This is a genomic window from Gluconobacter sp. Dm-73 (assembly GCF_018256215.1).
In the GTDB taxonomy this organism is placed as follows: domain Bacteria; phylum Pseudomonadota; class Alphaproteobacteria; order Acetobacterales; family Acetobacteraceae; genus Gluconobacter; species Gluconobacter cadivus.
Window position 1 is genome coordinate 284,956 of the sequence record NZ_JAERLW010000001.1, and the last position, 22,157, is coordinate 307,112.

Consider the following 22,157-nt stretch of genomic DNA (forward strand, 5'->3'; position numbering starts at 1 on the left):
TCACTTCGAGACCTTTTTCATGGCCAATATCGATCGTTCCATTTTCCGCCTGCCGTTCATTGGCGGAGCTGTTGCCGTCCTTCTCGTTCTGGGCGCTGGCGGAGCGTTTCTGCGTCTGGGCATGACCGCTACCCCGCCGGAACAGACCATGGTGCACAAGGATCTGTCGGGTGCGGCTTTTGCAAGCTCCGCCGCGCCACAGGCCGAGTTGCCAGCGATGCCGCCTGTGCCGACGGCCCAGACCGCCGTCCAGACGACAACCCAGGCGCCTGTTGCCGCTTCTGGCACGACTCCGGCAGCCCCGGTTGCTGCTCCCGCCGCTGCGCCCCTGACGCCTTCGACTCCGCTGCCGACGATGCCTGCTCCCAAGGCTGCTCCGGCGCAGTCCATGCCTGCTCCTCCGGCTTCCGCTCCCGCGCACTGATCAAGCCATCATGCCGCGCTCCGGTGACAGCAGACATGTCGAGGCTTTCCTTGAGATGCTGGCGGCCGAGCGTGGTGCGGCCCTGAAAACCCGGCAGGCTTATGCTTCCGATCTTGCCGATTTCGCAGCGCACTGTGCACCCGTGTCCCTCGGCGATGTGCAGGGGAGAGACGTTCAGTCCTATCTGGCCGAACTGTCTCGTGCTGGTCTGGCCGCACGGACGGCAGCGCGACGGCTGTCCTGCCTGCGGCAGTTCTATCGTTTCCTGATGCTCGAATCGGTGCGTGAGGATGATCCGACCGAACGGCAGCAGGCTCCGAAGGTCGCGTCCTCTTTACCCAGACCGCTCGACGAGGCAGAAATCCGCCTTCTGCTTGAGGTCGGTACGCGAGGGCACGAAAACGAACGCCGGGATATCGTCTCTCGGGCCGCGCTGGAACTGCTTTACACGACCGGATTGCGCATTTCCGAACTGCTCGCTTTGCCCGAGACCTGTGTGCATGTGCGCGGCCCTATGCTGCTGGTGCGGGGAAAGGGGGGACGGGAGCGTCTGGTGCCTCTGTCCCAAACTGCGCGCGAGGCTGCCGACCAGCTTGTGCATTTCGATCGTGATCTCGGTAGTCCATGGCTTTTTCCGGGGCGCAATCCGCAAAAACCGCTGACGCGACAGGGATTTGACAAGATCCTGCTCGCCTGTGCCCTGAAGGCCGGAGTAGATCCCGACCGCGTCAGCCCGCATGTTCTGCGGCACTCATTTGCGAGTCATCTTCTTGCGCATGGGGCCGATCTGAGGGCGCTTCAGATGCTGCTGGGGCATGCGGATATCGCTACGACCCAGATTTATACGCAGGTCATGTCGGAGCGTCTGCGACAGGCTGTGAGCGCGCATCATCCGCTGGCCCGTAAAGGCGTGTCTGACCTCGTGGAAGACTGACAGAAACATTCCGCCTGACGCAGGGACTGTTTCCCGGCGCGCAAGCGTGCTATCGGGCGGCCATGCGCCAATTCCTAGATTTCGAGAAGTCGGTCGCCGAACTCGAGACCAAAATCGACGAACTCCGCCAGATGGGCAGCCAGGGCAAGGCCTCCGGCACCAACGGCATCAATATCGATGACGAGATTGCCCGTCTGTCCGAAAAGGCCGACAAGCAACTCCGCTCGACTTACTCCAAGCTGACGCCGCTGCAGAAAGTGCAGGTGGCCCGTCACGCCCAGCGCCCCAAGGCTCTGGACTATGTGCGTCTGCTGACGACGGATTACACACCCCTGTCCGGCGACCGCGCCTTTGGTGACGATGACGCCATGATCGGTGGTCTGGCCCGTTTCCGTGGAGAGCCTGTCGTTATCGTCGGGACCGAGCGTGGTCACGACACCGAGACGCGCCTGAAGCACAATTTCGGCATGGCCCGTCCCGAAGGCTATCGCAAAGCGCAGCGCCTGATCGAAATGGCCGGACGTTTTGGTCTGCCGGTTCTGAGCTTCATCGACACTGCCGGTGCATGGCCGGGAATCGACGCCGAAGCACGCGGACAGGCTCAGGCCATCGCGAAGTCGATCGACGTGTGCCTCAAGGCTCCCGTACCGTTGATTGCGACCGTGATTGGCGAGGGTGGTTCGGGTGGTGCCATCGCCATCGGTGCGGGTGATCGCATCCTGATGCTCGAACACTCCATCTATTCCGTGATCTCGCCGGAAGCCGCGGCCTCTATTCTGTGGCGTGATCCGAAGCTGGCCCCTGCCGCTGCCGAAGCTCTCAAGCTCACCGCTCAGGATCTTCAGTCCCTCGGCCTGATCGACCGGATCGTCCCCGAGCCTATCGGTGGCGCCCAGCGTGCGCCGGAAGAAGCCGTCATGGCGATTGGGAATGCGATTTCCGAAGAACTCGAGACCCTCAAAGGTCTGACGGGGCCGGCGCTGATCCAGAAGCGTCGGGACAAGTTCCTGTCCATGACCCGCACCCCTCTGCACTGAGGTCTTCCTGAAAGCCGCTGCTCCTTCGCAGCGGCTTTTGTGTTTTCAGACTGTCTGCCTGTGCGGCGGTTCACCTGCCAGCGGCTCGCGCCCATGCGCCATGATGAGATCATGAATCGCCTGCGCGGCTTTCCCGACGATCGCGCTGTCATAGCCCTTGGCCACGAGTGCCACGCCACTTGCGCCGTCTGGCAGGTGATAGGGATAGGACCCCAGATCAATCGTCGGAAAGCCTTCCTGCAACGTCGCCAGATCAGAAGCAAAATCCCCTTCCTTCAATCCCGCTGCATGCCAGCTTGCGGAAACGAGAGGGGCGCCCTTTTCCATCTGCGGCACCAGCCATGCGACCATGGAGGCAAAGATCGACGGCACTCCGGCCATCACATGCACATTGCCGATGCTGAAACCGGGCGCCACGGACACCGTGTTGAGGATGGGCGTTGACCCTTCCGGCAGATAGGCCATGCGCTGACGGGCGGCATTGAACCGATCCGCCCCCAGCGCCGCTTCCAGCAGACGGAAACTTTCTTCATGACGAACCAGCGGTGCGCCCATGGCCGTGGCCACGCATTCGGCGGTGATGTCGTCATGCGTCGGCCCGATTCCGCCGGACGTAAACACGATATCGAAAGCCGCGCTGCATTCACGGACCGTACTAATGATCCGTTCCGCAATGTCGGGAATGACACGGACTTCCATGAGCCGGATGCCCTGCGCATTGAGCGCCTGAGCCAGAACGCGCGTATTGGCATCCTGTGTGCGTCCTGAGAGAATCTCGTTGCCAATAACGAGAAAACAGGCAGTTTTTTGAAGCATGTGTCCGCTCCTGATAGTCTTCGCCACAGAACGTAACGGGTCGTCCCGCGTTGTCGAGAACAAACCTACCCCGAATTTTGGTTTTCATCAGGAGGAACCATGACCAGCAGCCCGCTTCATCAGCCCGAATGCCTCCTGGATCTGCGTGCAACACTGGGGGAAGGGCCGGTCTGGATTTCCAGGGAAAAATCGCTCTATTTCGTCGATATCCCCGAGGCGAGAATTCACCGTTTCACACCCGCGACGGGAGCTCATGAAAGCTGGAGCGCGCCGGACCGTGTGGCCTTTCTTCTGCCGGTCGAAGATGGGACATTCCTTGCGGGCATGCCTGACGGTCTGCGCCGTTTCGATCCGAAGAACGGCACTTTTTCGGATCACAAACTCGTTGAGCCTGAGAAACCCGGTAATCGTCTGAATGACGGCTGTGTCGATCCGCAGGGGCGACTTTGGTTCGGGACGATGGATGATGGCGAGGAACAGCCTTCCGGTTCGATCTATCGCGTTGTGCACGAAGGGGCCGCCCTGAACGTGACGCATCATGATGAAGGCTATACCGTCTCCAATGGCCCTGCCGTCTCCCCCTGCGGAAAGACGCTCTATGTCTGCGACAGCCCGGAACAGACGATTTATGCTTTCGACATCCAGCCCGAGGGCGAACTCGCGAACGAGCGGATTTTTGCGCGGCTGGAGCAGGGATATCCCGACGGAATCGTGACCGATAGCGAGGGCACGGTCTGGTCCGGCGTATGGGGTGGCTCACGCATCATGCGTTTCAAGCCGGATGGCACGGCGCTTTCGTCTATTCCCATGCCGGTTACGAACGTGACCAAGGTCGCGTTCGGTGGCGACGACCTGAAAACCGTTTTCGTGACAACGGCACGCAAAGGACTGGATGCGGAAACGCTTGCGAAGGAGCCGCAGGCCGGTTCGCTGTTCGTGTTTCGCACGGATGTTGCAGGTGTGGACCAGCAGGTTTTCCGTCTTAACGGCTGACCTAGCCCAGAAGCTCCTGCAAAAGCGGGATCAGCGGAAGGTCCGGGTCCGGCATGGGATAACGGCCCAGATCGGTGGCGGCCACCCATTCCAGTGTCTGACCTTCGCGCGGGGTGGGAACGCCCCGCCAGCGCCGCACCACATATAGTGGCATCAGCAGATGAAACGGCCCGACATTTTCGCTGACGAAGGTGAAGGGTGCCAGACAGGAGCCGGTCAGATCCAGCCCGAGTTCCTCACGCATTTCCCGGATCAGCGCCTGCTCTGGCGTCTCATCACGCTCGACCTTGCCGCCGGGAAATTCCCATAGCCCCGCGAGACGTTTGCCTTCCGGTCTTTTGGCAAGAAGAATCCGTCCCTGTGCGTCCAGAAGTGCGGCTGCCACGACCAGCAGCGTTCGCGGCTTGGGCGCTTCCACAACGACAGGAGTCATTTCGGCCTGCTGCGCAGGAGCCTCAACCGGCTCGGGCGCTTCAGAAAGGAATGTCGTCCGGAGCAATTCGAATAGATCAATCGGACAATCCTGTCCGCGCGACACGAAGCGTCGGCTGGACGTGCCCGTCTTTGCAAAACCGAGCTTGCCAAGAACCGCAAGAGAGGCCGCATTATCCTGCGCTGCGTCCGCAGTAATTTTCTCCAGACGCAGAACCGTTAGTCCCCATTCGATCACACGCCGGGCTGCCTGGGTGGTCAGTCCTTGTCCCCAGACGCTCGGAGCAAGCCAGTATCCCAACGAGCCGGACCGCCGGTCTTCGGACAGAACAAGACCGATCGCGCCCAGAAGCGATCCATCACGGGTGATGGCGAAATGATGGGCGCTGCCCTGCGCGCTGTCATGACGTGTGGAGTCGATCCACTGTTCCGCCAGATCGCGCGGATACGGAAAGGGCAGGCGACTGAGCATCCGCACGACGCTCCAGTCATTAATCAGCCGATGGACGGCCGGAGCGTCTTCCGGCTGCAGGGCGCGCAGAACGAGGCCCCCTGCCTTGAGTTCAGGTGTCATGTCAGGATTGTGGAACCTGCTGTTCTGTAGGTTTGTCGGCTGGAACGCCGCATCGGGCCAGAAGCCGACGCAGCATGTTGATGACCGGGAAGACTTCCTGATTGCGATCGCCGCCCTGCTCGTTCCACGCCGCCTGTTCCAGTTCCACGATGTCCCGGTCTTCCTTGAAGATCCGCTCCGTGAACGCGACGAGGAACGGCCACGCGATGTCCAGAACCAGCTTCGCTTTCGGGCGACGGATCGAAAGCAGTCCGAAGACGCGGCAGGTCTTCTGTTCCGCATCCTGCGGGACATAGACGATCCACAGATCCATAACCGGCGGTTCGTCGCCCGTTGCGATGCGAAGTGTCTGGTACGGATATTCCGTCCGGATCGTCATGACGTCTTTATGAGCGTATTTTTCGCTCGCATCCCGGCGTTCACCGAAAATGAACGTCTCACCCCAGGGCTGCTTGCCGCCGGTTCGGGCAAAACTATAGCGCGCTTCGACCAGTGTGGGTTCGTCCCGCCCGCCCAGAAAGCGGGGCTTCATCTGGCCCATCTGCTTCATGTGCATGAACTGGTGGTTCATATCCATCAGGTTTTCATGCATGAAACTGTAATGGCACGCGACCGTCTCGCCGAAGCGGCGCGTCTTGTATTCGGGATTGCCGACCGAACCCATCTGCGGGAATGGTGTGCTTTCGGCTTTCGCGGGATCGCCCGGGAAAATGAAGATCAGGCCGCCTTCCTCGCGGCACGGATAGGTCCGCACGCCGTTCGGCAGCTTGCCTTTGCCCAGATACGGCACATCGATGCACCGTCCCGAACGGCCATAAGCCCAGCCGTGATAGCAACACTGAACTGCTTCACCGCTGACCTTGCCCAGACTGAGCGGCACCTGACGATGCGCGCACCGGTCTTCCAGCGCAAACACGCTGCCATCCATCGGGCGCACGAGTGCGATCGGCTGTCCGGCATAGCGCGTGCCAATCGTCTTGCCGCGCTTGAGTTCACGGGACCACGCGACGGGGTACCAGTAATCGGGATTGGACAGGACGCGACGGAGATCTCCTGTCTTGCGAACCACATCCTCCACAGGAGAATATTCGCCGATATTCGGGTCGATCACCCGATCCGTGTCCGAAGGAGAGTTTTCGGCAGCAGAAGAGACAGAAAGCGTCTGCGACATGAGTATCCTGATCCGTGATGAAACCGCGACATTGTCTTGCTAAGGACAAACCTAACAGGCAAAGCCCCCCGACAGGAAGCGATCATTCATCCGCGCAGAGCGCGTCTTTCCCGCAACATGCGGCACAAAAACCACCGTTTTCGTGTCATTGAAACATCATCTAGCAATGCTGGCGCTTTTCGCAGTGTGCAGGCACGTTTAGGACACCGCTTCCCAAAGTTTACAAAACCCAGATTCCGGAGTTTCGTCCACGGTGCGAACCAGATCCCTGCTGCTGTCCTCCATCGCACTGTTCGCAGTCCGCCAGTCTGCTCTGGCGGCAGGGCATCAGCCTCTTCCGGCAGCCGATGATGCTTCGCCGGTTTCGGTGTCTGCACACCCGGCGAAGCATCATGCCCTGAAAACAGCTCCGAAAGCTGTTTCTGGCGCATCTGCACGGAAGAGCGCGGAAGCTGCCGCACCGGCCCGTCGCAAGACCGAGGCTCTGGAATCCCGCGCGACCGAGAGCGTCGCTGTCACAGGACGGCAGCTGACGGGTCGTGATGCCGAGCAGGCTGTCTCGAAAGCCATCATGCGCCAGTATGTTCCCGGAACCAGCGCCTACAAGATGCTGGACCGTACGCCGGGCGTGAGCTTCACCTCCACTGATCCGTTCGGCATCGACAGCTTCGGCGCCAATCTCTACGTCCGTGGCTTCTTCATGAACCAGATGGGCGTGACGGTGGATGGCGTTCCCCTGAACGATCAGACTTACCAGTCCGTCAGCGGCATGAGCCTTGCCTCGGCCATTATTCCAGACGACATCCAGTCCATGCGGATGTCGCAGGGCGCAGGCTCGGTTGAACTGCCTTCCATGAACACGCTGGGCGGGACGATCCAGATCGGCTCTTCGGACCCTGACGACAAACGCGGCGGTAAGGTGAGCCAGTCCTTTGGCAGCTATGGCTCCTATCGCACCTATGTCCGTCTGGATTCCGGCAAGCTGAACCAGACCGGTACGAAGCTCTACACCTCCTATGCCCGGACCGACGAAGGCATGTGGATGGGCAGCGGCGACCAGTTCATGCAGCAGGTCGATGCGAAGCTCGTCCAGCCGATCAACGAACGCAGCCGTATGTCGGCCTTCTTCAACTGGTCCAGCCTTGCCCAGTGGAACTATCCCGATACGTCCATCGGAATTCTGAAGAATCTTGGCTGGCGCACACCGCATCTTTATCCGAATTACGCGCTGGCTTACGGCATCGCCAACGGCACGCGCCCCTATCCGGCGGGCTATAACAGCGTTCCCGGCATCGATGGCTCCAATATCGCCATGTATGATGGCGGTCAGGCCGAAACCAATTACATGGGCGGTCTGCATTTCGACCTTGCCCTCACTGACCATCTAACCTGGAACAGTACGATCTACGGTCATAGCCAGACTGGCTATTACAGCTATACCGACAGCGACCCCGACGATCAGGTCGAGGGTGGTGCGCCTCTGTCCGAGGAAGTCTGGCAGAACCGTCAGGAACGCTACGGCTTTGATACCAGCCTGCGTTACAAATGGGGCCGCCATACGATCGAAGGCGGCGTCTGGTACGAAAACAATAACCAGCAGGCCGGGCTCTTCAATTACCGTGAGCCGATCTTGGGGCAGGGCGCACCGCTCAAGGCCGTCGGACCTTATGATGTTTACGGCCCGGCCTATCTGGAAGGTTACAACTTCCAGTGGAACACCAATGTCATGCAATTCCATCTTCAGGACAGCATCCAGCTTACTGAGGGCTTGGTTCTGCATGCCGGTTTCAAGTCCATGACCGCCACCACATCCGGTGGCGCGCAGTATAACAATGCTGATTGGACGGGTGCTGACGCCTTGCCGAATGGATCGCTGACGGCGTCTCAGGCCTTCCTGCCACATGTCAATCTGGACTGGCACATCAACCGCCATCACGAGATCTATGTGGACGTGGCCGAAAACATGCGCGCCTATGAAGTCTCGGCGTATGGCGTGGCGAACTCGGTCTATTCCGTGCAGGATCAGGCGACGTTCCAGGCCCAGAAGAAGTCTCTCGAACCGTCAAAGGCCTGGGTCTATCTCGGTGGCTACCGCTATTCGTCCAAACTTCTTCAGGTAAATGCGACCGTCTATCACGCCAGCCTGATCCATCCGATTCTGGCCGCTGCTGTGGGCTCCCTGACCAACCCGGTCTCGCAGGTCATTGATTTCGGACATATTTCCATGACGGGTGCGAATGGCGACATCACCATCACCCCCATCGATGGCCTGAGCATCAGCAACAACCTGAGCTACAACAAGGGTACCTATGACCGGAACGTCGATACGGTCGGCGGCTATTACGCGCTGGCTGGCAAGAATATCGTCAACTATCCGGCATGGATGTACAAAACGTCCGTTGCCTATAGCTGGAAGGGCATGACAGCGCATTTTGATGCGAACTACTACAGCCGCCGTTACTACAGCTTCATGAATGACACGTCGATCGGCGGCTATTGGCTGGCTAACGCCGGTGCGCAGTATCGTTTCGGCAAGCTCAGCGTTCTCAAAGACGTTACGGCGAGCTTCAATGTCTATAACCTGTTCAACACCAAATACATTTCTATGATGGGTGAGAACGACAACCCCGCCGTGGGTGATTACCAGTCCATGGAACGCGGTGCTGTCCGCGAATTCTTCGGCACCGTCAGCGCGTCATTCTGAACGACGCCAAGGCAGGCGGCGCTTCGGTCCGCCTGCTTTCATCGTTAGGCATAAGCTGAAAGAAGTGCCGGGTCAGGGTCATCTGTATTCCGGCCCTTTAAACATGCGCGGGCTGCGCTCACCATGCGGCTGCCGCGTTGCGCTGTTCGTCGGAACAGCTGCCGCAGAACCAGCATGTTTTTCCCTACGCCTGTCATCAGCGCCATGCACGCAATGCTGGATGCTGCTTCGATAAAGGACGTCACTTCAAAGCTGGTCGCAAAAGTCAGAAAATCGGGAGCCATCCGCATGCTGCTGGCAAAACCATCATGCCCCAGCAGCCATGTGGCACTGCTTACAAACAGAATAGTTACCAACGCGAGCATTCCTAAAGTGTAAGGAAATTCTCTCACCCATCGGAAGGGTCGCGTCACAAGTCTATCACGACAGATTCTGCCGATGGATGTATCTGGAGCGGCATAAGCCAGAAAGAATGCGGCGATTATCATCAGGATGATCATATTATTACTCTCATATCTTCAATGTTTTGTGCGAGTAAAAATAACCGTAAAATTCAGGCATCTTGTTCGGGTGTTACACCTAGTTCCGCAGCCAGATCGCTGATGAACTGCGAGGCCACGCGGCCGGACCGGCTGCCGCGCGCCATAGCCCATTGTAACGCTTTGCGCCGCAGGTCTTCACGAGAGACCGGCAGGTTATAATAAGCCCCATAAGCCTCCACGATCGCCAGATAATCGTCCTGTGTTGCGCCATACAGCCCGATCCAAAGGCCGAACCGGTCCGAAAGCGAGACCTTTTCCTCAATCGCCTCGGATGGATTGATTGCGCTTCCCGTCTCGTTCTCGATCATGTCCCGCGGCATCAGATGCCGCCGGTTTGACGTCGCGTAGATCAGGACGTTCTCGGGCCGACCGCCGATGCCACCATCGAGCACGGATTTGAGGGATTTGTAATCCGCGTCCTGACTCTCGAATGACAGATCATCGCAGAACAGGATACAGCGGCGTTTCGTGGTCCGCAGGACACCCAGCAGTTTTGGCAGGGACGATAGTTCATCACGCTGGATCTCGATCAGCGCGAGTGTCCCGCCGTTCTTCGCACGCTGCTCCGCGTTCACCGCTGCAACGGAGGCTTTCACGAGCGAAGATTTCCCCATACCGCGCGCGCCCCAGAGCATGACGTTGTTGGCGCTGAAGCCTTCCGCGAAATGCCGCGTGTTGGCCATGACCTGATCCATCTGACGCTTCACGCCCTGAAGCAGGGACAGGGGCACGCCCGAAACCTTCTCCACCGGCGTCAGTACGCCCAGCGCGGCCTGCCACAGAAAGGCGTCGTGTTTGTGGAGGATATCTGCGCTCGGCGGGGGCGGACTCATGCGCTCCAGACTGGCGGCAATACGTTCGAGAGCGCTGAGCAGGGCGTGGTCGGTCATGGAAAACGGTTCCGGTCTGAAAGAAGTTGAGATCAAAAGACATCGGCGCCACGCTTGACGGGCAGCCCCCGGACGATATGGTCCCCGCCAGCTTCACTCAAGACTGGACCCTGACATCCATGAGCAGTCTGTTCATTTCTTCCGCCCAGGCCGCCGATGGTGGTGGTCTGCTCTCCAACCCGCAGGTGCTTCAGTTCGCCCCGATGATTTTCATCTTCGTGGTGTTCTATTTCCTGCTGATCCGTCCCCAGCAGCAGCGCGCGCGCAAACTGCGTGACGAGCAAAGCTCCCTTCGTCGTGGCGACCGGATTGTGACGGCCGGTGGCATCGTCGGCGTCGTGCAGGCGACCCGCGATGACAGCGATGAAGTGGATGTCGAGATCGCTCAGGGCGTGCGCGTGAAAATCGTTCGCAGCACGATCACGAATATTACGTCGCGTGAAAAGCCAGCCAACGATTCCTGAACTGGAACTTGCAAAGCCGTTCACGAAAAAGCCCCGCCCGGAAAACCGGACGGGGCTTTTTCTGATCTGATGAACCCGAAAAGAAATCAGGCAGACTTCAGTTCAGCTTCGGCAAACTCGTAGTTGGCGAGCTTGTCCAGAAAGTTCGTGACATAGTCCGGACGACGGTTGCGGAAATCGAGGTAGTAGGCGTGTTCCCAGACGTCGAGACCGAGCAGCGCCTTGCCCTGACCTTCGGCCAGCGGGTTGGAGCCATTTGCCGTCTTCGTCACGGCAAGCTTGCCGGACTTGTCCAGTACCAGCCAGGCCCAGCCGGAACCAAACTGCGTCGTGGCAGCCTGTTTGAAGAGCTTCTTGAACTCGTCGACGGAGCCGAAGTCTTCAGCGATTTTCTTTTCCAGACCAGCCGGAATCTTGCCGCCCTTTGGGGAGAGGTTCTTCCAGAACAGGACGTGGTTCCAGTGCTGGCCCGCATTGTTGAAGACCGGCGCGATTTCAGGCTTGCCGTAGGAGAACGTAACGATCTCCTCAAGCGTCTTGCCAGCCAGTTCCGGTTTGCTTTCCGCGAAACCGTTCAGAGCCGTGACATAGGCCTGATGGTGCTTGCCGTGGTGCAGTTCCAGCGTTTCCTGGCACATGCCAGCATCGGCAAGAGCATTTTCAGCGTAGGGCAGGGTGGGAAGTTCGAAAGCCATGATGTCACTCCTTGGCAGAATAAGGCGAGGTGACCGCCCTTAGAGACGGCCGCTCCCGCGTATCGTTCTCATTTATGAGGAAGATTGGCAACGCTGTGTTCCATCGCACCGATGAGGGCAGAGTAATCCTCATCCGCATGCAGACGGTTTGAAAGGGCCAGTGCCTGATCGGCAACAGCCATGCCCGGCATGAACGCGCCGACCTTGCGACCGGCATCCAGCAGAAGTCCCATGTCCTTGGACATGAGGCGCGTGGGGAACTGCGACGGGAACTCCCGGTTCTGGCCCATCTTCAGCTTGCGCTTGTGATGCGGGCTGACGACGGCCACCTGCTGAAGTGTCTCGAACACGACATCGCGGTCCAGTCCGGCGGCAAGACCATAAGACACGCCTTCGGCCACGATATTGAGCGTGGCCCCCATCACACCGTTCACAACCAGCTTCAGGCGTGCCGCAGAGCCCGCTGGGCCGGCATGGATCGTCAGTTTACCGATGACGTCCAGAACGGGCTGGGCCCGCTTCACCACGGCCTCGTCACCGCCTACCAGCATGACCAGATCGCCGCTCTCGGCTTCTGGCGTGCTGCCGGACATGGGGGCATCAAGCAGGGAAAAACCATGTTCGACGGCAAGTTTTGCAAAAGCGTCCGCCTGATCCGGCGAGACCGTGGATGTATCGAGGACAAGCTTGTCAGCCGTCAGTGCGCTGAGGGCACCGTTTTCGCCGGACAGGGATTGAATTTCCGCTGCATCGTTCGGCACGCAGAAAATGATGATCTCGGCGGCTTCGGCAATTGCGCGGGGTGAGGGCAGCATCTCCGTCTCGTCCTTACCGCCTGAAGGCGCGAACGCCACAACCGGGTAGCCAGCCTTTCGCAGATTGGCGCCCATACGCTGAGCCATCGCGCCGTAGCCGATAAAACCGATTTTAGGACGGGACATGGATACTGGCTCCTTATGATGCGTTACGACAGACTCACGCATCATAGGTGCCAGAGTTTCTCAAAGTCCGGAAATTGATCATGGCACTTTTTCAGTACCCCAGACCCCAGCCGTCCGAGATTACGTCGAAAGAAGCCTATCTTTCCCGACGCGCCCTGATCGGCGGTGCCGTAGCCCTGAGCGCGCTTGCCACTACGGCAAAGGCTGCCTCCCTCCAGACACATCCCGGTCCGTATTCCGGCACTTTGACGCCGACGCCACACGAAGACGTGACTCATTATAATAATTTTTACGAGTTCGGGATGGGCAAGGCTGACCCTGCGGCCCGTTCGCAGGATTTCCATCCGCTCCCATGGACGTTGGAAATTACAGGCCTCGTCCGCAAGCCCGTCCGTCTGGATGTCGAGCAGCTTCTGCGTTCTGCGGCGATGGAAGAGCGGATTTATCGGATGCGCTGCGTCGAGGCGTGGTCCATGGTAATTCCGTGGGACGGTATTCCGCTTGCGAGTCTGCTGAAGGACGCCGATCCCGATCCCCGCGCCACCCATGTCGCTTTCGAGAGCGTTCTGCGCCCGTCGGAGATGCCCGGACAGAACGACGGTCTGTCGGGGATTCAGTGGCCTTATGTGGAAGGACTTCGTCTGGATGAGGCCATGAATCCGCTCACGCTGCTCGCACTCGGTGTTTATGGCGAAACGCTTCCGAACCAGAATGGCGCGCCCATTCGTCTGGTCGTCCCGTGGAAATATGGTTTCAAGGGCATCAAGTCCATCCAGCGCATTCGCCTGCTGGATCACGAACCGCCTACGACATGGAACCGTCTCGCCTCTGACGAATACGGCTTTTATGCCAACGTCAATCCGCAGGTCGATCATCCCCGCTGGAGTCAGGCGACAGAGCGCGTCATAGGCGCACACTCCCTGTTCGGCGCCACACGGCAGCCGACGCTGATGTTCAACGGATATGGCGAACAGGTAGCGGATCTGTATCGCGGCATGGATTTGCGGAAAAACTTCTGATGCCGTCAGATTCTGTGTCCGCCTTAAGAGCCGTAAAACGGCATTGGCGCGTCATTCTGTATCCGATCGGCATGATGCCGGCTGCATGGCTGGTCTGGCAGGGGCAGCATGGGGCGCTTGGTGCCGATCCGGTCAATGTGTTCGAGCGGTCACTGGGTCTCTGGGCCTTCCGCTTTCTGCTGGCCTGTCTGGCGCTGGCTCCGCTGAAACGCTTTGCAGGTATCAACCTGCTTCGATACCGACGCCTCACCGGGTTACTGGCGTTTTTCTACGCCAGTCTGCATGTGCTGGCCTATATCGGTCTGGATCACGGGTTTGACTGGGGCGTTCTGTGGACAGACATCACGCACCGTCCCTTCATTATTCTCGGGATGAGCGCGCTGGTTCTGCTGGTCCCGCTCGCGCTGACCTCAAATGCGTTTTCGATGCGCCTGATGAAGCGGCGCTGGAAGGTGCTGCACAGGCTGATCTACCTGGCCGCAGTTCTAGCGGGCATCCACTTCTTTCTGTCGTTCAAGACACTGAACGCTGTCTCCGCGCCGTATCTGGCTGGTCTTGCACTGCTTCTGTTGTGTCGTGTCCTGCCTGAAAAACGGAGATAAGCGGGCTCTGAACCAGAGCCCATCGGTTTCTCAGACCGTCGGACGTAATGCGGCGCGGATCTTGGGTGAAAGCTCGTTCAGGGCCGAACGACGCTGAGTCATCATTTCGGCTGGGAATGGCGTATTGGGGAAATGGCATCCATCGGCCAGAAGCAGGCCATCGGGAAGATGGGTGATTTCGCCGGGGCGGAAATCAAGGCGAGACAACGGAATGCCGCATGCCCCCAAAACCACAATATGCGCGCTGATTCCAAGTGTGAGGACCAGTTTCAGCCTAGGCATACTCTGAAGTTCGGTACAGAGAGCGGTGCTGCAGGCTTCGAGTTCGGACGGAAGTGCCAGCGGCTGTGGCGACAGGGGCTGCATGACTCTGGTGATCCGTCCCAGAATGGCCTCTGGTCCGGCAAGGGCTGTGTCGAAAACGATGTTGTTGGCGTCCAGAAAGGACGCCAGTGTCGCCGTGGCGTCTTCCGGATCGAGGCAGACAATCAGCATTTCGGCTGAGAGCGGCCCTGTTCCTGACCGCGTGCCTTCTGTAAAGGCAGGGAGCGGAGGCGGGGCGGGGATCGTTCCGGTAGAAGCCCGAGGGGTCATGTGTCGTTGGTCTCGTCACTGTTGATATCAGCAGGATGACGAACCGGCCCCTGTCGGGGAGGATTGCGTGGTTCGGCCTGACGCCGTGTGAACGACGGCGCGATGTCAGCCAGTTCCACAAACATATCCGCCTGGCGCCGCAGATCGTCTCCGATCATGGGCGGGGTCGAACGCATTGAGGAAATGACCGTAACCCGGACCCCGCGCGCCTGCGCAGCCTCAACGGCGCGACGCAGATCGGAATCACCGCTGATGATCACGGCGTGATCAAGGCGGCCCGACTGTTCCAGAAGATCCACTGTCAGTTCGACATCCATGTTTCCCTTGATACGCCGTCTTCCTGAAGGATCCGTAAACTCCCGCGCAGTTTTTAGCACGAGATGGTACCCGTTATAGGAGAGCCAGTCGGTCAACGGCCGGAGCGGAGAGTAGTCGTCTGTTTCGGGCATGGCGGCGTAATAGAAGGCCCGCTGGAAAAGGCAGGCATTTTCAAACAGTTTGCGAAGGCTGCGGAAATCGACTTCAAATCCCAGATTACGGGCGGCGTGATGGAGGCTGGCGCCGTCAATGAAAAGGGCGGTGCGTTCGTTCTGGCGCAAAAGCATGTAGAGTAATCCTGATATATAAAATATGTCGTCCCACGCGAGAGAGGCAGAGGCTGCCATCCAGCTGCGACCAGGCATGGAGGCACTCGCGTTCAATTCCGGAGGTGGGGCAGGCGCCGATTGCATTCGCATGAACTGCATGTTATTGCCAGCGTTCTCTCTTATTTTATTCTTTTGTCTTACCCGAAGGGGGCCTGTCGCATGGCGCGCGTAACCGTCGAAGATTGCATCGAGAAGGTTTCTAACCGTTTCGAACTGGTCCTGCTGGCCGCCCAGCGTGCCCGTGGCCTGTCACGCGGTGAAGAAATCCGTCTCGATCGTGAAAACGACAAGAACACGGTCGTTGCCCTGCGTGAGATCGCTGAAGACAAGGTGAGCCTGCCCGTTCTGCGCGAAGGGATCATCCGTTCGCTGGCCCGCGCGCCTGAGCCGGAGCCCGTGGACGAAGAAGTGCTGGATCTCATCCCGACGGACCAGAACATTTTTGGCCTGCAGGATGTCTCTGCCGAAGAAGAGCATGCTCACATGGCTGAGAACATGTCCGCTGACGAAGCGGCTGCCATTGAAGCTGAGCTGGGTGGTCGGGGTCGTCGCTGATCTCTGACCGGCTTTACTGAGGGAGGAATGCTTCATGCCTGATGCATCTCCTCCAATTACGTCTCCGCCTGTCGCAAGCGGAGACTTCAAGCCGTCCATAGCCGGACTGCTGCGACGAATCGAAAGCTACGATCCGTCAGCCGATCTTGCGCAGATCGAGGCCGCCTATGATGTGGCGGCCAACGCCCATAACGAGCAGCGTCGCGATAATGGCGACGCCTACATCACGCACCCTATTGCCGTCGCCAATATCCTTGCGGGTTTCCGCATGGATGCGACCTCCATTATGGTGGGGTTGCTTCATGATACTGTCGAAGACACCGGTGTTTCCTGTGACTCTCTGAAAGCCCGCTTTGGCGAGGATGTTGCCGCGCTCGTTGACGGAGTAACGAAACTGACGCGGCTCGAACTCCAGTCCGACCGCACCAAGCAGGCCGAAAATTTCCGCAAGCTCGTTCTGGCCATGTCGCGGGATATCCGCGTTCTGATCGTCAAGCTGGCTGACCGTCTGCACAATATGCGTACGCTCCATTATGTGCAGCGCACGGACCGCCGGCAGCGTATCGCCCGCGAGACAATGGATATCTATGCGCCGCTCGCCGAGCGCATCGGTATGGACCGCGTCAAGACGGAGCTTCAGAACCTTTCTTTCGCTCAGCTCGAACCCGAAGCTGATGCAACAATCCGCGCGCGTCTGAACTTCCTGCGGGGGCAGGGGGCAGATGTCATCGAACAGGTCCGTCAGGAACTGATGGCCCTGTGTACGGAAACCGGGATCGACAGGGTCGAAGTTACGGGCCGCGAAAAATCGCCCTATTCGATCTGGGAGAAGATGCAGCGCCGGAACGTGGCGTTCGAACAGCTTTCGGACATTATGGCCTTCCGCCTGCTCGTTCCCACGCGTGACGCCTGTTACATGGCGCTCGGGGCGATTCATGGCGCCTATCCGATGATCGCCGGGCGCTTCAAGGACTACATTTCCACTCCCAAGGCCAACGGCTACCAGAGCCTTCATACCGGCGTGACCCTGCGCCATCCGCGCAACCAGAAAATCGAAGTCCAGATCCGCACTGCCGAAATGCACGATCTGGCTGAAAACGGTGTGGCGTCTCACTGGGCTTACAAGGAACACGCAACCCCCAGCGAGCGCGAAGCCGCGGCCCTGTCGTCAGCCTTTGGCGCGCCGACCCGCAAGCTGCGCTGGGTGCAGGATCTTCTGGAAATCCTTGAGGACAGTCAGGCTCCTGACGAGTTCCTCGAAAACACCAAGCTGGAACTCTATCAGGATCAGGTTTTCTGCTTCACTCCCAAGGGGCAGCTGATTTCCCTGCCGCGCGGTGCCACTCCCGTCGATTTCGCCTATGCCGTACACAGTCAGGTCGGTGATACCTGTGTTGGTGCCAAGGTAAACGGACGTCTGATGCCGCTGCGGCATGAACTGCAGAATGGCGATCAGGTCGAAATCATGACCGCCCGTGGCGGGACGCCGTCGCCGTCCTGGGAGCGTTTCGTCGCAACGGGCAAGGCCCGCGCCCGTATCCGGCGTTTTGTGACGCAGCAGCAGCGGCAGGGCCATATCGACAACGGTCGTGCCGCCATCGCCAAGGCTTTCCGTCAGGAAGGCGTGGACGGTTCCGAAAGGGTGCTCGACGGTATCCTCAAGGAACTTCGTCAGGCTTCGGTTGAAGATCTGTACGTCTCGGTCGGCAACGGCCAGCTTGGCCCCAAGGATGTCGTCAACACGGCGTATCCCGAGCTGCGCCAGAGCGTCCGTGCGCCCCGGATGGTGCCGGGTCTGTCGCCCCGTTTCGGGCAGTCCCTCATGCTGGGATCGGGGCATGGTGCCCCGAAGACGACGGCGCATTCGGGGAGTACGATCAAGGGAATCGGTTCAGGGATCGCTATCAGTTTTGCGGGCTGCTGCCGTCCCCTGCCGGGAGACCCGATCGTCGGCATTATCGCGCAGGGCAAGGGCGTCACCATTCATCGGCGCGGCTGTCAGAACCTGTCCAGTTTCGCGGACACGCCCGAACGTTTTTTGGAAGTGGACTGGGATTACGAAGCCCTTGGCCGCCGTCAGGGCGCCGAGCCCTATACGGCCCGACTGTCGGTGGTGGCTGCCAACGAGCCCGAGGTTCTCGCGACCCTGACGAACGTGGCCGCAAAGCACAATGGTAGTGTCCTTAACCTCAAGATCGTAAACCGTCAGCTCGATTTCATGGAAATTCTGGTGGATCTGGAGGTAAAGGATCTGCGTCACCTCTCGTCCATGATCGCGGCCTTCAGAACGGCTGTAGGCGTCATGCAGGTCGAGCGCGCCAAGGGGTGATTTCATGATCCTCGGAATGGGGACGGATCTGTGCATGATCTCGCGCATTGAGAAAAGCGTCGACCGCTTTGGTGACCGCTTTCTCATCCGCGTTTTCACAGAAGCCGAACGCAGTTATGCCGACCGGCTTTCGGGAGTCGCGCGCATGGGCAGCTACGCCAAGCGTTGGGCCGCCAAGGAAGCCTGCGTCAAAGCACTGGGAACCGGCTTTGCCCATGGGGTCCAGCTTCAGGATATCGGGGTCTGTAATGGCCCGAGTGGTGCTCCTGAATTGCAGCTCTCCGGAAGAGCAAAGGAAGTCCTGCATCAGTTGACGCCTGCGGGACAGAGCGCCCAGCTTCTGGTCAGCCTGACGGATGATCCTCCGTTCGCACTCGCGCAGGTCATCATACAATCTGTTCCGTCGGGGCTGTCTGGACAGTCCGGGCCGATTGAAGCGCTCGCCAACGCCGCCAAGCTGCGTTAAGAGCGTCTGATGATCAAGGAGAACAGACCCGTGCAGGGTTCAGAAAGTACGGGTGACAAGCCCGCACGCCGCGAAGAGACGCTTGGCGAAAGCATCCGTTATTTCTGCGTGCTGCTGCTGGCGGTGTTTGCCGTGCGCTCCCTTGTGGTGGAGCCTTTCAATATCCCTTCCGGTTCGATGATCCCGACATTGCAGATCGGTGATTTCGTTCTGGTCTCGAAGTTCAGCTACGGATATTCCCGCTTTTCCTTTCCGTTTTCGCCAAACGTCTTCAGTGGCCGGATTTTTGGCTCCGAGCCGCATCGTGGTGACGTTGCGGTTTTCCGTTTCACGCGTGATACGTCCGTGGATTACATCAAGCGCATCATCGGCCTACCCGGGGACCATATTCAGGTCACGGGAGGGCATCTGATTCTCAACGGAATCGAAGTTCCCCGGACGGCGCTTGGTCATTACGAGGTACTCGACGAGAACAACCGCCTCCTCAGTGGTGAACTCTATCGCGAAAGCCTCCCCGGAAGCGGCGGACGTCCGCCGGTTGAGCACGATATTCTCAAGCTGACGGATGACGGTTTCGCAAACGATACGCCGGAATATGTGGTGCCGGAGGGATCGTTCTTCGCCATGGGCGATGACCGTGACGACAGTGCCGACAGTCGTTTTCAGGGTGATGGCCCGGACGATCTCGGGTTCGTGCCCATGCAGAACCTCGTCGGTCGTGCGCCGATCGTTCTGTTCTCGATGGATATGCGCCATCCTGCATGGCAGTTCTGGTACTGGCCGACCGAAATCCGCTGGAACCGCTTTTTGCATCTCGTCACATGAAGCTCTCTTCAACAGACGCTCTTGCGTCGATGCAGGCTGCTCTCGGGCATGATTTTGCAAAGCCTGAACTGCTAAGCGAAGCCCTGACCCATCGCTCTGCCGTTTCTGGTCGCGATCCGCGTCGCGCGCGTCGTAGCCAGCGACCCAAGGGCACGGGCTCGAACGAGCGTCTTGAGTTCATCGGGGATCGCGTTCTGGGTCTGTTGATGGCGGAGTGGCTGCTGGAACGTTATCCGGACGAGCAGGAAGGCGCACTCGGTCCGCGCCATGCTCATCTGGTGTCCCGCACGGTTCTGGCTGAAATCGCCGATCAGGTCGGGCTTTCCGGTTGCCTCCAGATCTCTCCGCATGAGGAAGATGCCGGGATTCGACGTCTGTCCAGCATCCGGGCTGATGCGATGGAGGCTCTGTTGGGGGCGCTGTATCTGGATGGCGGCTTGGAGCCGGCGCGTCGCGTGGTCCGCCAGTACTGGCAGCACCGTCTCGATACTGCCGACCGGCCCCATAAGGAGCCCAAGACCCTGCTGCAGGAATATATGCTGTCACAGGGTCTGCCGCTTCCGAATTATGAACTCCTGTCTTCGGATGGTCCCTCCCATGCGCCCGTTTTCCGTGTCAGTGTGACGACGCTCGGGCAGACAGGAACGGGAGAGGCCGGCAGCAAGAGGCTGGCAGAAACGGCAGCGGCAACCGCCCTGCTGAAACGTCTCGGTCAGAATGTGGCGTCCTGAGATGTCATCAACAAAGGATCAGAACATGACCACGCGCTGCGGTTTCGTGGCTCTCGTCGGGGCTCCGAACGCGGGGAAATCCACCCTGCTCAACCGGATTGCCGGAGCCAAGCTGTCCATCGTCAGCCCCAAGGCGCAGACGACCCGTTTTAGGACGCTGGGCATCGTCATGCAGGACAATGCCCAGATTATCCTCGTGGATCTGCCGGGTATCTTCAAGCCACGCCGCCGTCTCGACCGGGCCATGGTCAACGCTGCCTGGTCGGGATCGCAGGACGCGGATCTGACGCTGCTTCTGGTGGATGCGAAGTCGGGTCTGCGCGAGGACGTCCGCGAAATCATTGCGAAACTTGCGGAGAGCAAGGGCCGCATCTGGCTCGTTCTTAACAAGACGGACCTCGTGGAGCGTGGCGAACTGCTTCCTCTCACGCAGGAAATCGGCGGTCTGATCAGCGTGGAGCATGTCTTTATGCTGAGCGCGCGTTCGGGCGAGGGCGTGAACGACCTCATGGCCCGTCTGGCGACCGAACTGCCGGAAGGTCCGTTCCTGTATCCTGAAGACGACCTGACCGACCTGCCCGATCGTCTTCTGGCTGCCGAACTGGTTCGTGAGCAGATCTTCATGCAGACGCATGAGGAAATCCCCTATCAGGCCACGGTCGAGACCGAGAGCTTCAAGGAACGTCCCGATGGCTCAGTGCGGATCGAGGTGACGATCTATGTGTCCCGTCCCGGACACAAGGCCATTCTGATTGGCGAGGGCGGTCACAAGATCAAATCCCTCGGGGCGCGGGCGCGCATGGAGCTTCAGGAGCTTCTCGACCGCAAGTGCCATCTTTTCCTGAACGTCAAGGAGCGTGCAGGATGGGACGAGGAAAAGGCCCGGCTTCGCGCCATTGGTCTGGACGACTGAAAAACACAGGTGCCGGAGCGTTTGAAATCCGGCATCCTGACATCGCTTGTTCCAATCCCGTTGCGTCTGTATGACGGGCGCAAATCAAGACACCACATCCAGCCGGAGACGGGCATGACGATCGAAAACCCAGAACAGAGCTCCTCCTACAAACGTGTCCTGCTCAAGGTGTCCGGCGAGGCGCTGATGGGCGATGGGCCGTCGGGAGTCGATCCCGCGATGGTGGACATGGTTGCCGCCGATATCGCTGAAGTGCGGGCTTCGGGCGTAGAAGTCTGCCTCGTGGTCGGAGGTGGCAACATTTTCCGCGGTCTGGCCGCGGCCGCCAAGGGTATGGATCGTGCTCAGGGTGATTACGCAGGCATGCTGGCAACCGTCATCAATGCGCTGATGCTACAGAATGCGCTGGAGCGCCGGGGCATGGAAACGCGTGTCATGACCGCGATCCAGATGGCCTCGATTGCCGAGCCCTATATCCGTCGTCGCGCCGTGCGCCACATGGAGAAGGGCCGGGTCGTCATTTTCGCAGCCGGTACGGGCAATCCGTTCTTCACAACGGATACAGCCGCCGCCCTGCGTGCCAACGAGATGGAATGCGACGCGCTCTTCAAGGGAACGCAGGTGGATGGCGTCTATTCCGCCGATCCGCGCCGTAATCCGGACGCCCAGCGTTACGACCGCCTGACCTATCTTGAAGTCCTCGCCCGCGATCTGAACGTCATGGACGCTGCGGCCATCAGTCTGGCTCGCGAAAACAGATTGCCCATCGTAGTTTTCAACATGCATGCTCCTGGCTCTTTTAGCGCGGTCATGCGTGGGGAAGGGCGTTTTACCAAGATTATCGAAGCGGACTGATCTT

The 22,157-nt window shown here is 59.3% G+C and carries 24 protein-coding genes; 15 read left to right on the forward strand and 9 right to left on the reverse strand.

Translation table 11 applies throughout. The features are described 5' to 3' along the window. Positions 1 to 19 precede the first annotated feature (19 nt). The 3 genes from JK176_RS01330 (at position 20) to JK176_RS01340 (ending at position 2,395) form a co-directional block, all read left to right on the forward strand. A complete protein-coding gene (locus JK176_RS01330) occupies positions 20 to 424 on the forward strand; it encodes a hypothetical protein (RefSeq protein WP_211586029.1) in 405 nt (134 codons plus the stop codon). 10 nt (positions 425 to 434) lie between these two features. Continuing rightward, positions 435 to 1,358 (forward strand): tyrosine recombinase, encoded by a 924-nt coding sequence (locus JK176_RS01335; protein WP_211586030.1) that lies wholly within the window; start codon positions 435 to 437, stop codon positions 1,356 to 1,358. Between the two features lie 62 nt (positions 1,359 to 1,420). Beyond that, entirely contained in the window at positions 1,421 to 2,395 is a 975-nt protein-coding gene (locus JK176_RS01340) for an acetyl-CoA carboxylase carboxyltransferase subunit alpha (RefSeq protein WP_211586031.1), read from the forward strand. A 45-nt stretch (positions 2,396 to 2,440) separates the two neighbouring features. Here the strand turns inward: JK176_RS01340 and JK176_RS01345 are convergent, their stop codons facing one another. Then, on the reverse strand, positions 2,441 to 3,211 hold the full coding sequence (locus tag JK176_RS01345; RefSeq protein ID WP_211586032.1) for a molybdopterin-binding protein: 771 nt from the start codon (positions 3,209 to 3,211) through the stop codon (positions 2,441 to 2,443). A gap of 99 nt (positions 3,212 to 3,310) precedes the next feature. Between JK176_RS01345 and JK176_RS01350 the strand changes: the two genes are divergently transcribed. Beyond that, positions 3,311 to 4,204 (forward strand): SMP-30/gluconolactonase/LRE family protein, encoded by an 894-nt coding sequence (locus JK176_RS01350; RefSeq protein WP_211586034.1) that lies wholly within the window; start codon positions 3,311 to 3,313, stop codon positions 4,202 to 4,204. A 1-nt stretch (position 4,205) separates the two neighbouring features. Here the strand turns inward: JK176_RS01350 and JK176_RS01355 are convergent, their stop codons facing one another. Both JK176_RS01355 and JK176_RS01360 read right to left on the reverse strand, forming a co-directional pair. Next, entirely contained in the window at positions 4,206 to 5,210 is a 1,005-nt protein-coding gene (locus JK176_RS01355; RefSeq protein WP_211586036.1) for a bifunctional GNAT family N-acetyltransferase/(deoxy)nucleoside triphosphate pyrophosphohydrolase, read from the reverse strand. Position 5,211: 1 nt separating this feature from the next. Then, positions 5,212 to 6,381: an aromatic ring-hydroxylating dioxygenase subunit alpha gene (locus JK176_RS01360; RefSeq protein WP_211586038.1), complete on the reverse strand. Its 1,170-nt coding sequence runs from the start codon at positions 6,379 to 6,381 to the stop codon at positions 5,212 to 5,214. A gap of 253 nt (positions 6,382 to 6,634) precedes the next feature. On the opposite strand from JK176_RS01360, the gene JK176_RS01365 reads away from it, so the two are divergent. Further along, the gene (locus JK176_RS01365; protein WP_211586039.1) at positions 6,635 to 9,085 is read left to right on the forward strand and encodes a TonB-dependent receptor domain-containing protein; all 2,451 of its coding nucleotides are present in this window, start codon (positions 6,635 to 6,637) and stop codon (positions 9,083 to 9,085) included. A 44-nt stretch (positions 9,086 to 9,129) separates the two neighbouring features. Here the strand turns inward: JK176_RS01365 and JK176_RS01370 are convergent, their stop codons facing one another. Together JK176_RS01370 and JK176_RS01375 are read right to left on the reverse strand one after the other, a co-directional pair. Further along, positions 9,130 to 9,585, reverse strand: coding sequence for a hypothetical protein (locus tag JK176_RS01370; protein ID WP_211586040.1), 456 nt, complete (start codon positions 9,583 to 9,585; stop codon positions 9,130 to 9,132). Positions 9,586 to 9,638: 53 nt separating this feature from the next. Further along, on the reverse strand, positions 9,639 to 10,517 hold the full coding sequence (locus JK176_RS01375) for an ATP-binding protein (protein ID WP_211586041.1): 879 nt from the start codon (positions 10,515 to 10,517) through the stop codon (positions 9,639 to 9,641). 119 nt (positions 10,518 to 10,636) lie between these two features. Between JK176_RS01375 and yajC the strand changes: the two genes are divergently transcribed. After that, a complete protein-coding gene (yajC, locus tag JK176_RS01380) occupies positions 10,637 to 10,981 on the forward strand; it encodes a preprotein translocase subunit YajC (protein WP_194261674.1) in 345 nt (114 codons plus the stop codon). Between the two features lie 86 nt (positions 10,982 to 11,067). Here yajC and JK176_RS01385 read toward each other — a convergent pair whose 3' ends face one another. Both JK176_RS01385 and JK176_RS01390 read right to left on the reverse strand, forming a co-directional pair. Next, complete coding sequence (locus JK176_RS01385) at positions 11,068 to 11,676, reverse strand: superoxide dismutase (protein WP_211574106.1); 609 nt, start codon at positions 11,674 to 11,676, stop codon at positions 11,068 to 11,070. Positions 11,677 to 11,744: 68 nt separating this feature from the next. Further along, the gene (locus JK176_RS01390; protein ID WP_211586042.1) at positions 11,745 to 12,617 is read right to left on the reverse strand and encodes an NAD(P)-dependent oxidoreductase; all 873 of its coding nucleotides are present in this window, start codon (positions 12,615 to 12,617) and stop codon (positions 11,745 to 11,747) included. 80 nt (positions 12,618 to 12,697) lie between these two features. Here JK176_RS01390 and msrP point away from each other — a divergent pair, with 80 nt between their 5' ends. Together msrP and msrQ are read left to right on the forward strand one after the other, a co-directional pair. Further along, complete coding sequence (gene msrP / locus JK176_RS01395; protein WP_211586043.1) at positions 12,698 to 13,636, forward strand: protein-methionine-sulfoxide reductase catalytic subunit MsrP; 939 nt, start codon at positions 12,698 to 12,700, stop codon at positions 13,634 to 13,636. Further along, positions 13,636 to 14,238: a protein-methionine-sulfoxide reductase heme-binding subunit MsrQ gene (gene msrQ / locus JK176_RS01400; RefSeq protein WP_211586044.1), complete on the forward strand. Its 603-nt coding sequence runs from the start codon at positions 13,636 to 13,638 to the stop codon at positions 14,236 to 14,238. Before msrP ends, msrQ begins: the two co-directional genes overlap by 1 nt. A 30-nt stretch (positions 14,239 to 14,268) precedes the next feature. Here msrQ and JK176_RS01405 read toward each other — a convergent pair whose 3' ends face one another. Beyond that, entirely contained in the window at positions 14,269 to 14,832 is a 564-nt protein-coding gene (locus JK176_RS01405) for a hypothetical protein (RefSeq protein ID WP_211586046.1), read from the reverse strand. Next, entirely contained in the window at positions 14,829 to 15,437 is a 609-nt protein-coding gene (locus tag JK176_RS01410) for an NYN domain-containing protein (protein WP_211586047.1), read from the reverse strand. Before JK176_RS01410 ends, JK176_RS01405 begins: the two co-directional genes overlap by 4 nt. 201 nt (positions 15,438 to 15,638) lie before the next feature. Between JK176_RS01410 and rpoZ the strand changes: the two genes are divergently transcribed. From rpoZ to pyrH, 7 genes are all read left to right on the forward strand, one after another. After that, a complete protein-coding gene (rpoZ, locus tag JK176_RS01415) occupies positions 15,639 to 16,034 on the forward strand; it encodes a DNA-directed RNA polymerase subunit omega (RefSeq protein ID WP_062033888.1) in 396 nt (131 codons plus the stop codon). Positions 16,035 to 16,068: 34 nt separating this feature from the next. Beyond that, on the forward strand, positions 16,069 to 18,363 hold the full coding sequence (locus tag JK176_RS01420; protein ID WP_211586048.1) for a bifunctional (p)ppGpp synthetase/guanosine-3',5'-bis(diphosphate) 3'-pyrophosphohydrolase: 2,295 nt from the start codon (positions 16,069 to 16,071) through the stop codon (positions 18,361 to 18,363). 4 nt (positions 18,364 to 18,367) lie between these two features. After that, positions 18,368 to 18,829 carry a holo-ACP synthase gene (acpS, locus tag JK176_RS01425; protein ID WP_194261573.1) on the forward strand — a complete coding sequence of 154 codons (462 nt, stop codon included), beginning with the start codon at positions 18,368 to 18,370 and terminating at the stop codon, positions 18,827 to 18,829. A gap of 9 nt (positions 18,830 to 18,838) precedes the next feature. After that, the gene (lepB, locus tag JK176_RS01430) at positions 18,839 to 19,654 is read left to right on the forward strand and encodes a signal peptidase I (protein WP_207728808.1); all 816 of its coding nucleotides are present in this window, start codon (positions 18,839 to 18,841) and stop codon (positions 19,652 to 19,654) included. Then, complete coding sequence (gene rnc / locus JK176_RS01435; RefSeq protein WP_099285362.1) at positions 19,651 to 20,385, forward strand: ribonuclease III; 735 nt, start codon at positions 19,651 to 19,653, stop codon at positions 20,383 to 20,385. Before lepB ends, rnc begins: the two co-directional genes overlap by 4 nt. A 25-nt stretch (positions 20,386 to 20,410) precedes the next feature. Continuing rightward, the gene (gene era / locus JK176_RS01440) at positions 20,411 to 21,298 is read left to right on the forward strand and encodes a GTPase Era (protein WP_211574113.1); all 888 of its coding nucleotides are present in this window, start codon (positions 20,411 to 20,413) and stop codon (positions 21,296 to 21,298) included. Positions 21,299 to 21,412: 114 nt separating this feature from the next. After that, complete coding sequence (gene pyrH, locus JK176_RS01445) at positions 21,413 to 22,153, forward strand: UMP kinase (protein WP_099285561.1); 741 nt, start codon at positions 21,413 to 21,415, stop codon at positions 22,151 to 22,153. The last annotated feature ends 4 nt before the right edge of the window (positions 22,154 to 22,157 follow it).

Bases quoted from the DNA above. Each gene is read 5' to 3' on its own strand.
- msrQ (WP_211586044.1), top strand. From the start codon at position 13,636: ATGCCGTCAGATTCTGTGTCCGCCTTAAGAGCCGTAAAACGGCATTGG.
- acpS (WP_194261573.1), top strand. From the start codon at position 18,368: ATGATCCTCGGAATGGGGACGGATCTGTGCATGATCTCGCGCATTGAG.
- lepB (WP_207728808.1), top strand. From the start codon at position 18,839: ATGATCAAGGAGAACAGACCCGTGCAGGGTTCAGAAAGTACGGGTGAC.
- JK176_RS01405 (WP_211586046.1), bottom strand. From the start codon at position 14,832: ATGACCCCTCGGGCTTCTACCGGAACGATCCCCGCCCCGCCTCCGCTC.
- JK176_RS01385 (WP_211574106.1), bottom strand. From the start codon at position 11,676: ATGGCTTTCGAACTTCCCACCCTGCCCTACGCTGAAAATGCTCTTGCC.
- JK176_RS01360 (WP_211586038.1), bottom strand. From the start codon at position 6,381: ATGTCGCAGACGCTTTCTGTCTCTTCTGCTGCCGAAAACTCTCCTTCG.
- JK176_RS01350 (WP_211586034.1), top strand. From the start codon at position 3,311: ATGACCAGCAGCCCGCTTCATCAGCCCGAATGCCTCCTGGATCTGCGT.
- JK176_RS01345 (WP_211586032.1), bottom strand. From the start codon at position 3,211: ATGCTTCAAAAAACTGCCTGTTTTCTCGTTATTGGCAACGAGATTCTC.
- era (WP_211574113.1), top strand. From the start codon at position 20,411: ATGACCACGCGCTGCGGTTTCGTGGCTCTCGTCGGGGCTCCGAACGCG.
- yajC (WP_194261674.1), top strand. From the start codon at position 10,637: ATGAGCAGTCTGTTCATTTCTTCCGCCCAGGCCGCCGATGGTGGTGGT.
- JK176_RS01340 (WP_211586031.1), top strand. From the start codon at position 1,421: ATGCGCCAATTCCTAGATTTCGAGAAGTCGGTCGCCGAACTCGAGACC.
- JK176_RS01355 (WP_211586036.1), bottom strand. From the start codon at position 5,210: ATGACACCTGAACTCAAGGCAGGGGGCCTCGTTCTGCGCGCCCTGCAG.
- pyrH (WP_099285561.1), top strand. From the start codon at position 21,413: ATGACGATCGAAAACCCAGAACAGAGCTCCTCCTACAAACGTGTCCTG.
- JK176_RS01335 (WP_211586030.1), top strand. From the start codon at position 435: ATGCCGCGCTCCGGTGACAGCAGACATGTCGAGGCTTTCCTTGAGATG.
- JK176_RS01330 (WP_211586029.1), top strand. From the start codon at position 20: ATGGCCAATATCGATCGTTCCATTTTCCGCCTGCCGTTCATTGGCGGA.
- rnc (WP_099285362.1), top strand. From the start codon at position 19,651: ATGAAGCTCTCTTCAACAGACGCTCTTGCGTCGATGCAGGCTGCTCTC.
- JK176_RS01375 (WP_211586041.1), bottom strand. From the start codon at position 10,517: ATGACCGACCACGCCCTGCTCAGCGCTCTCGAACGTATTGCCGCCAGT.
- JK176_RS01420 (WP_211586048.1), top strand. From the start codon at position 16,069: ATGCCTGATGCATCTCCTCCAATTACGTCTCCGCCTGTCGCAAGCGGA.
- msrP (WP_211586043.1), top strand. From the start codon at position 12,698: ATGGCACTTTTTCAGTACCCCAGACCCCAGCCGTCCGAGATTACGTCG.
- rpoZ (WP_062033888.1), top strand. From the start codon at position 15,639: ATGGCGCGCGTAACCGTCGAAGATTGCATCGAGAAGGTTTCTAACCGT.
- JK176_RS01410 (WP_211586047.1), bottom strand. From the start codon at position 15,437: ATGCTTTTGCGCCAGAACGAACGCACCGCCCTTTTCATTGACGGCGCC.
- JK176_RS01390 (WP_211586042.1), bottom strand. From the start codon at position 12,617: ATGTCCCGTCCTAAAATCGGTTTTATCGGCTACGGCGCGATGGCTCAG.
- JK176_RS01370 (WP_211586040.1), bottom strand. From the start codon at position 9,585: ATGATCATCCTGATGATAATCGCCGCATTCTTTCTGGCTTATGCCGCT.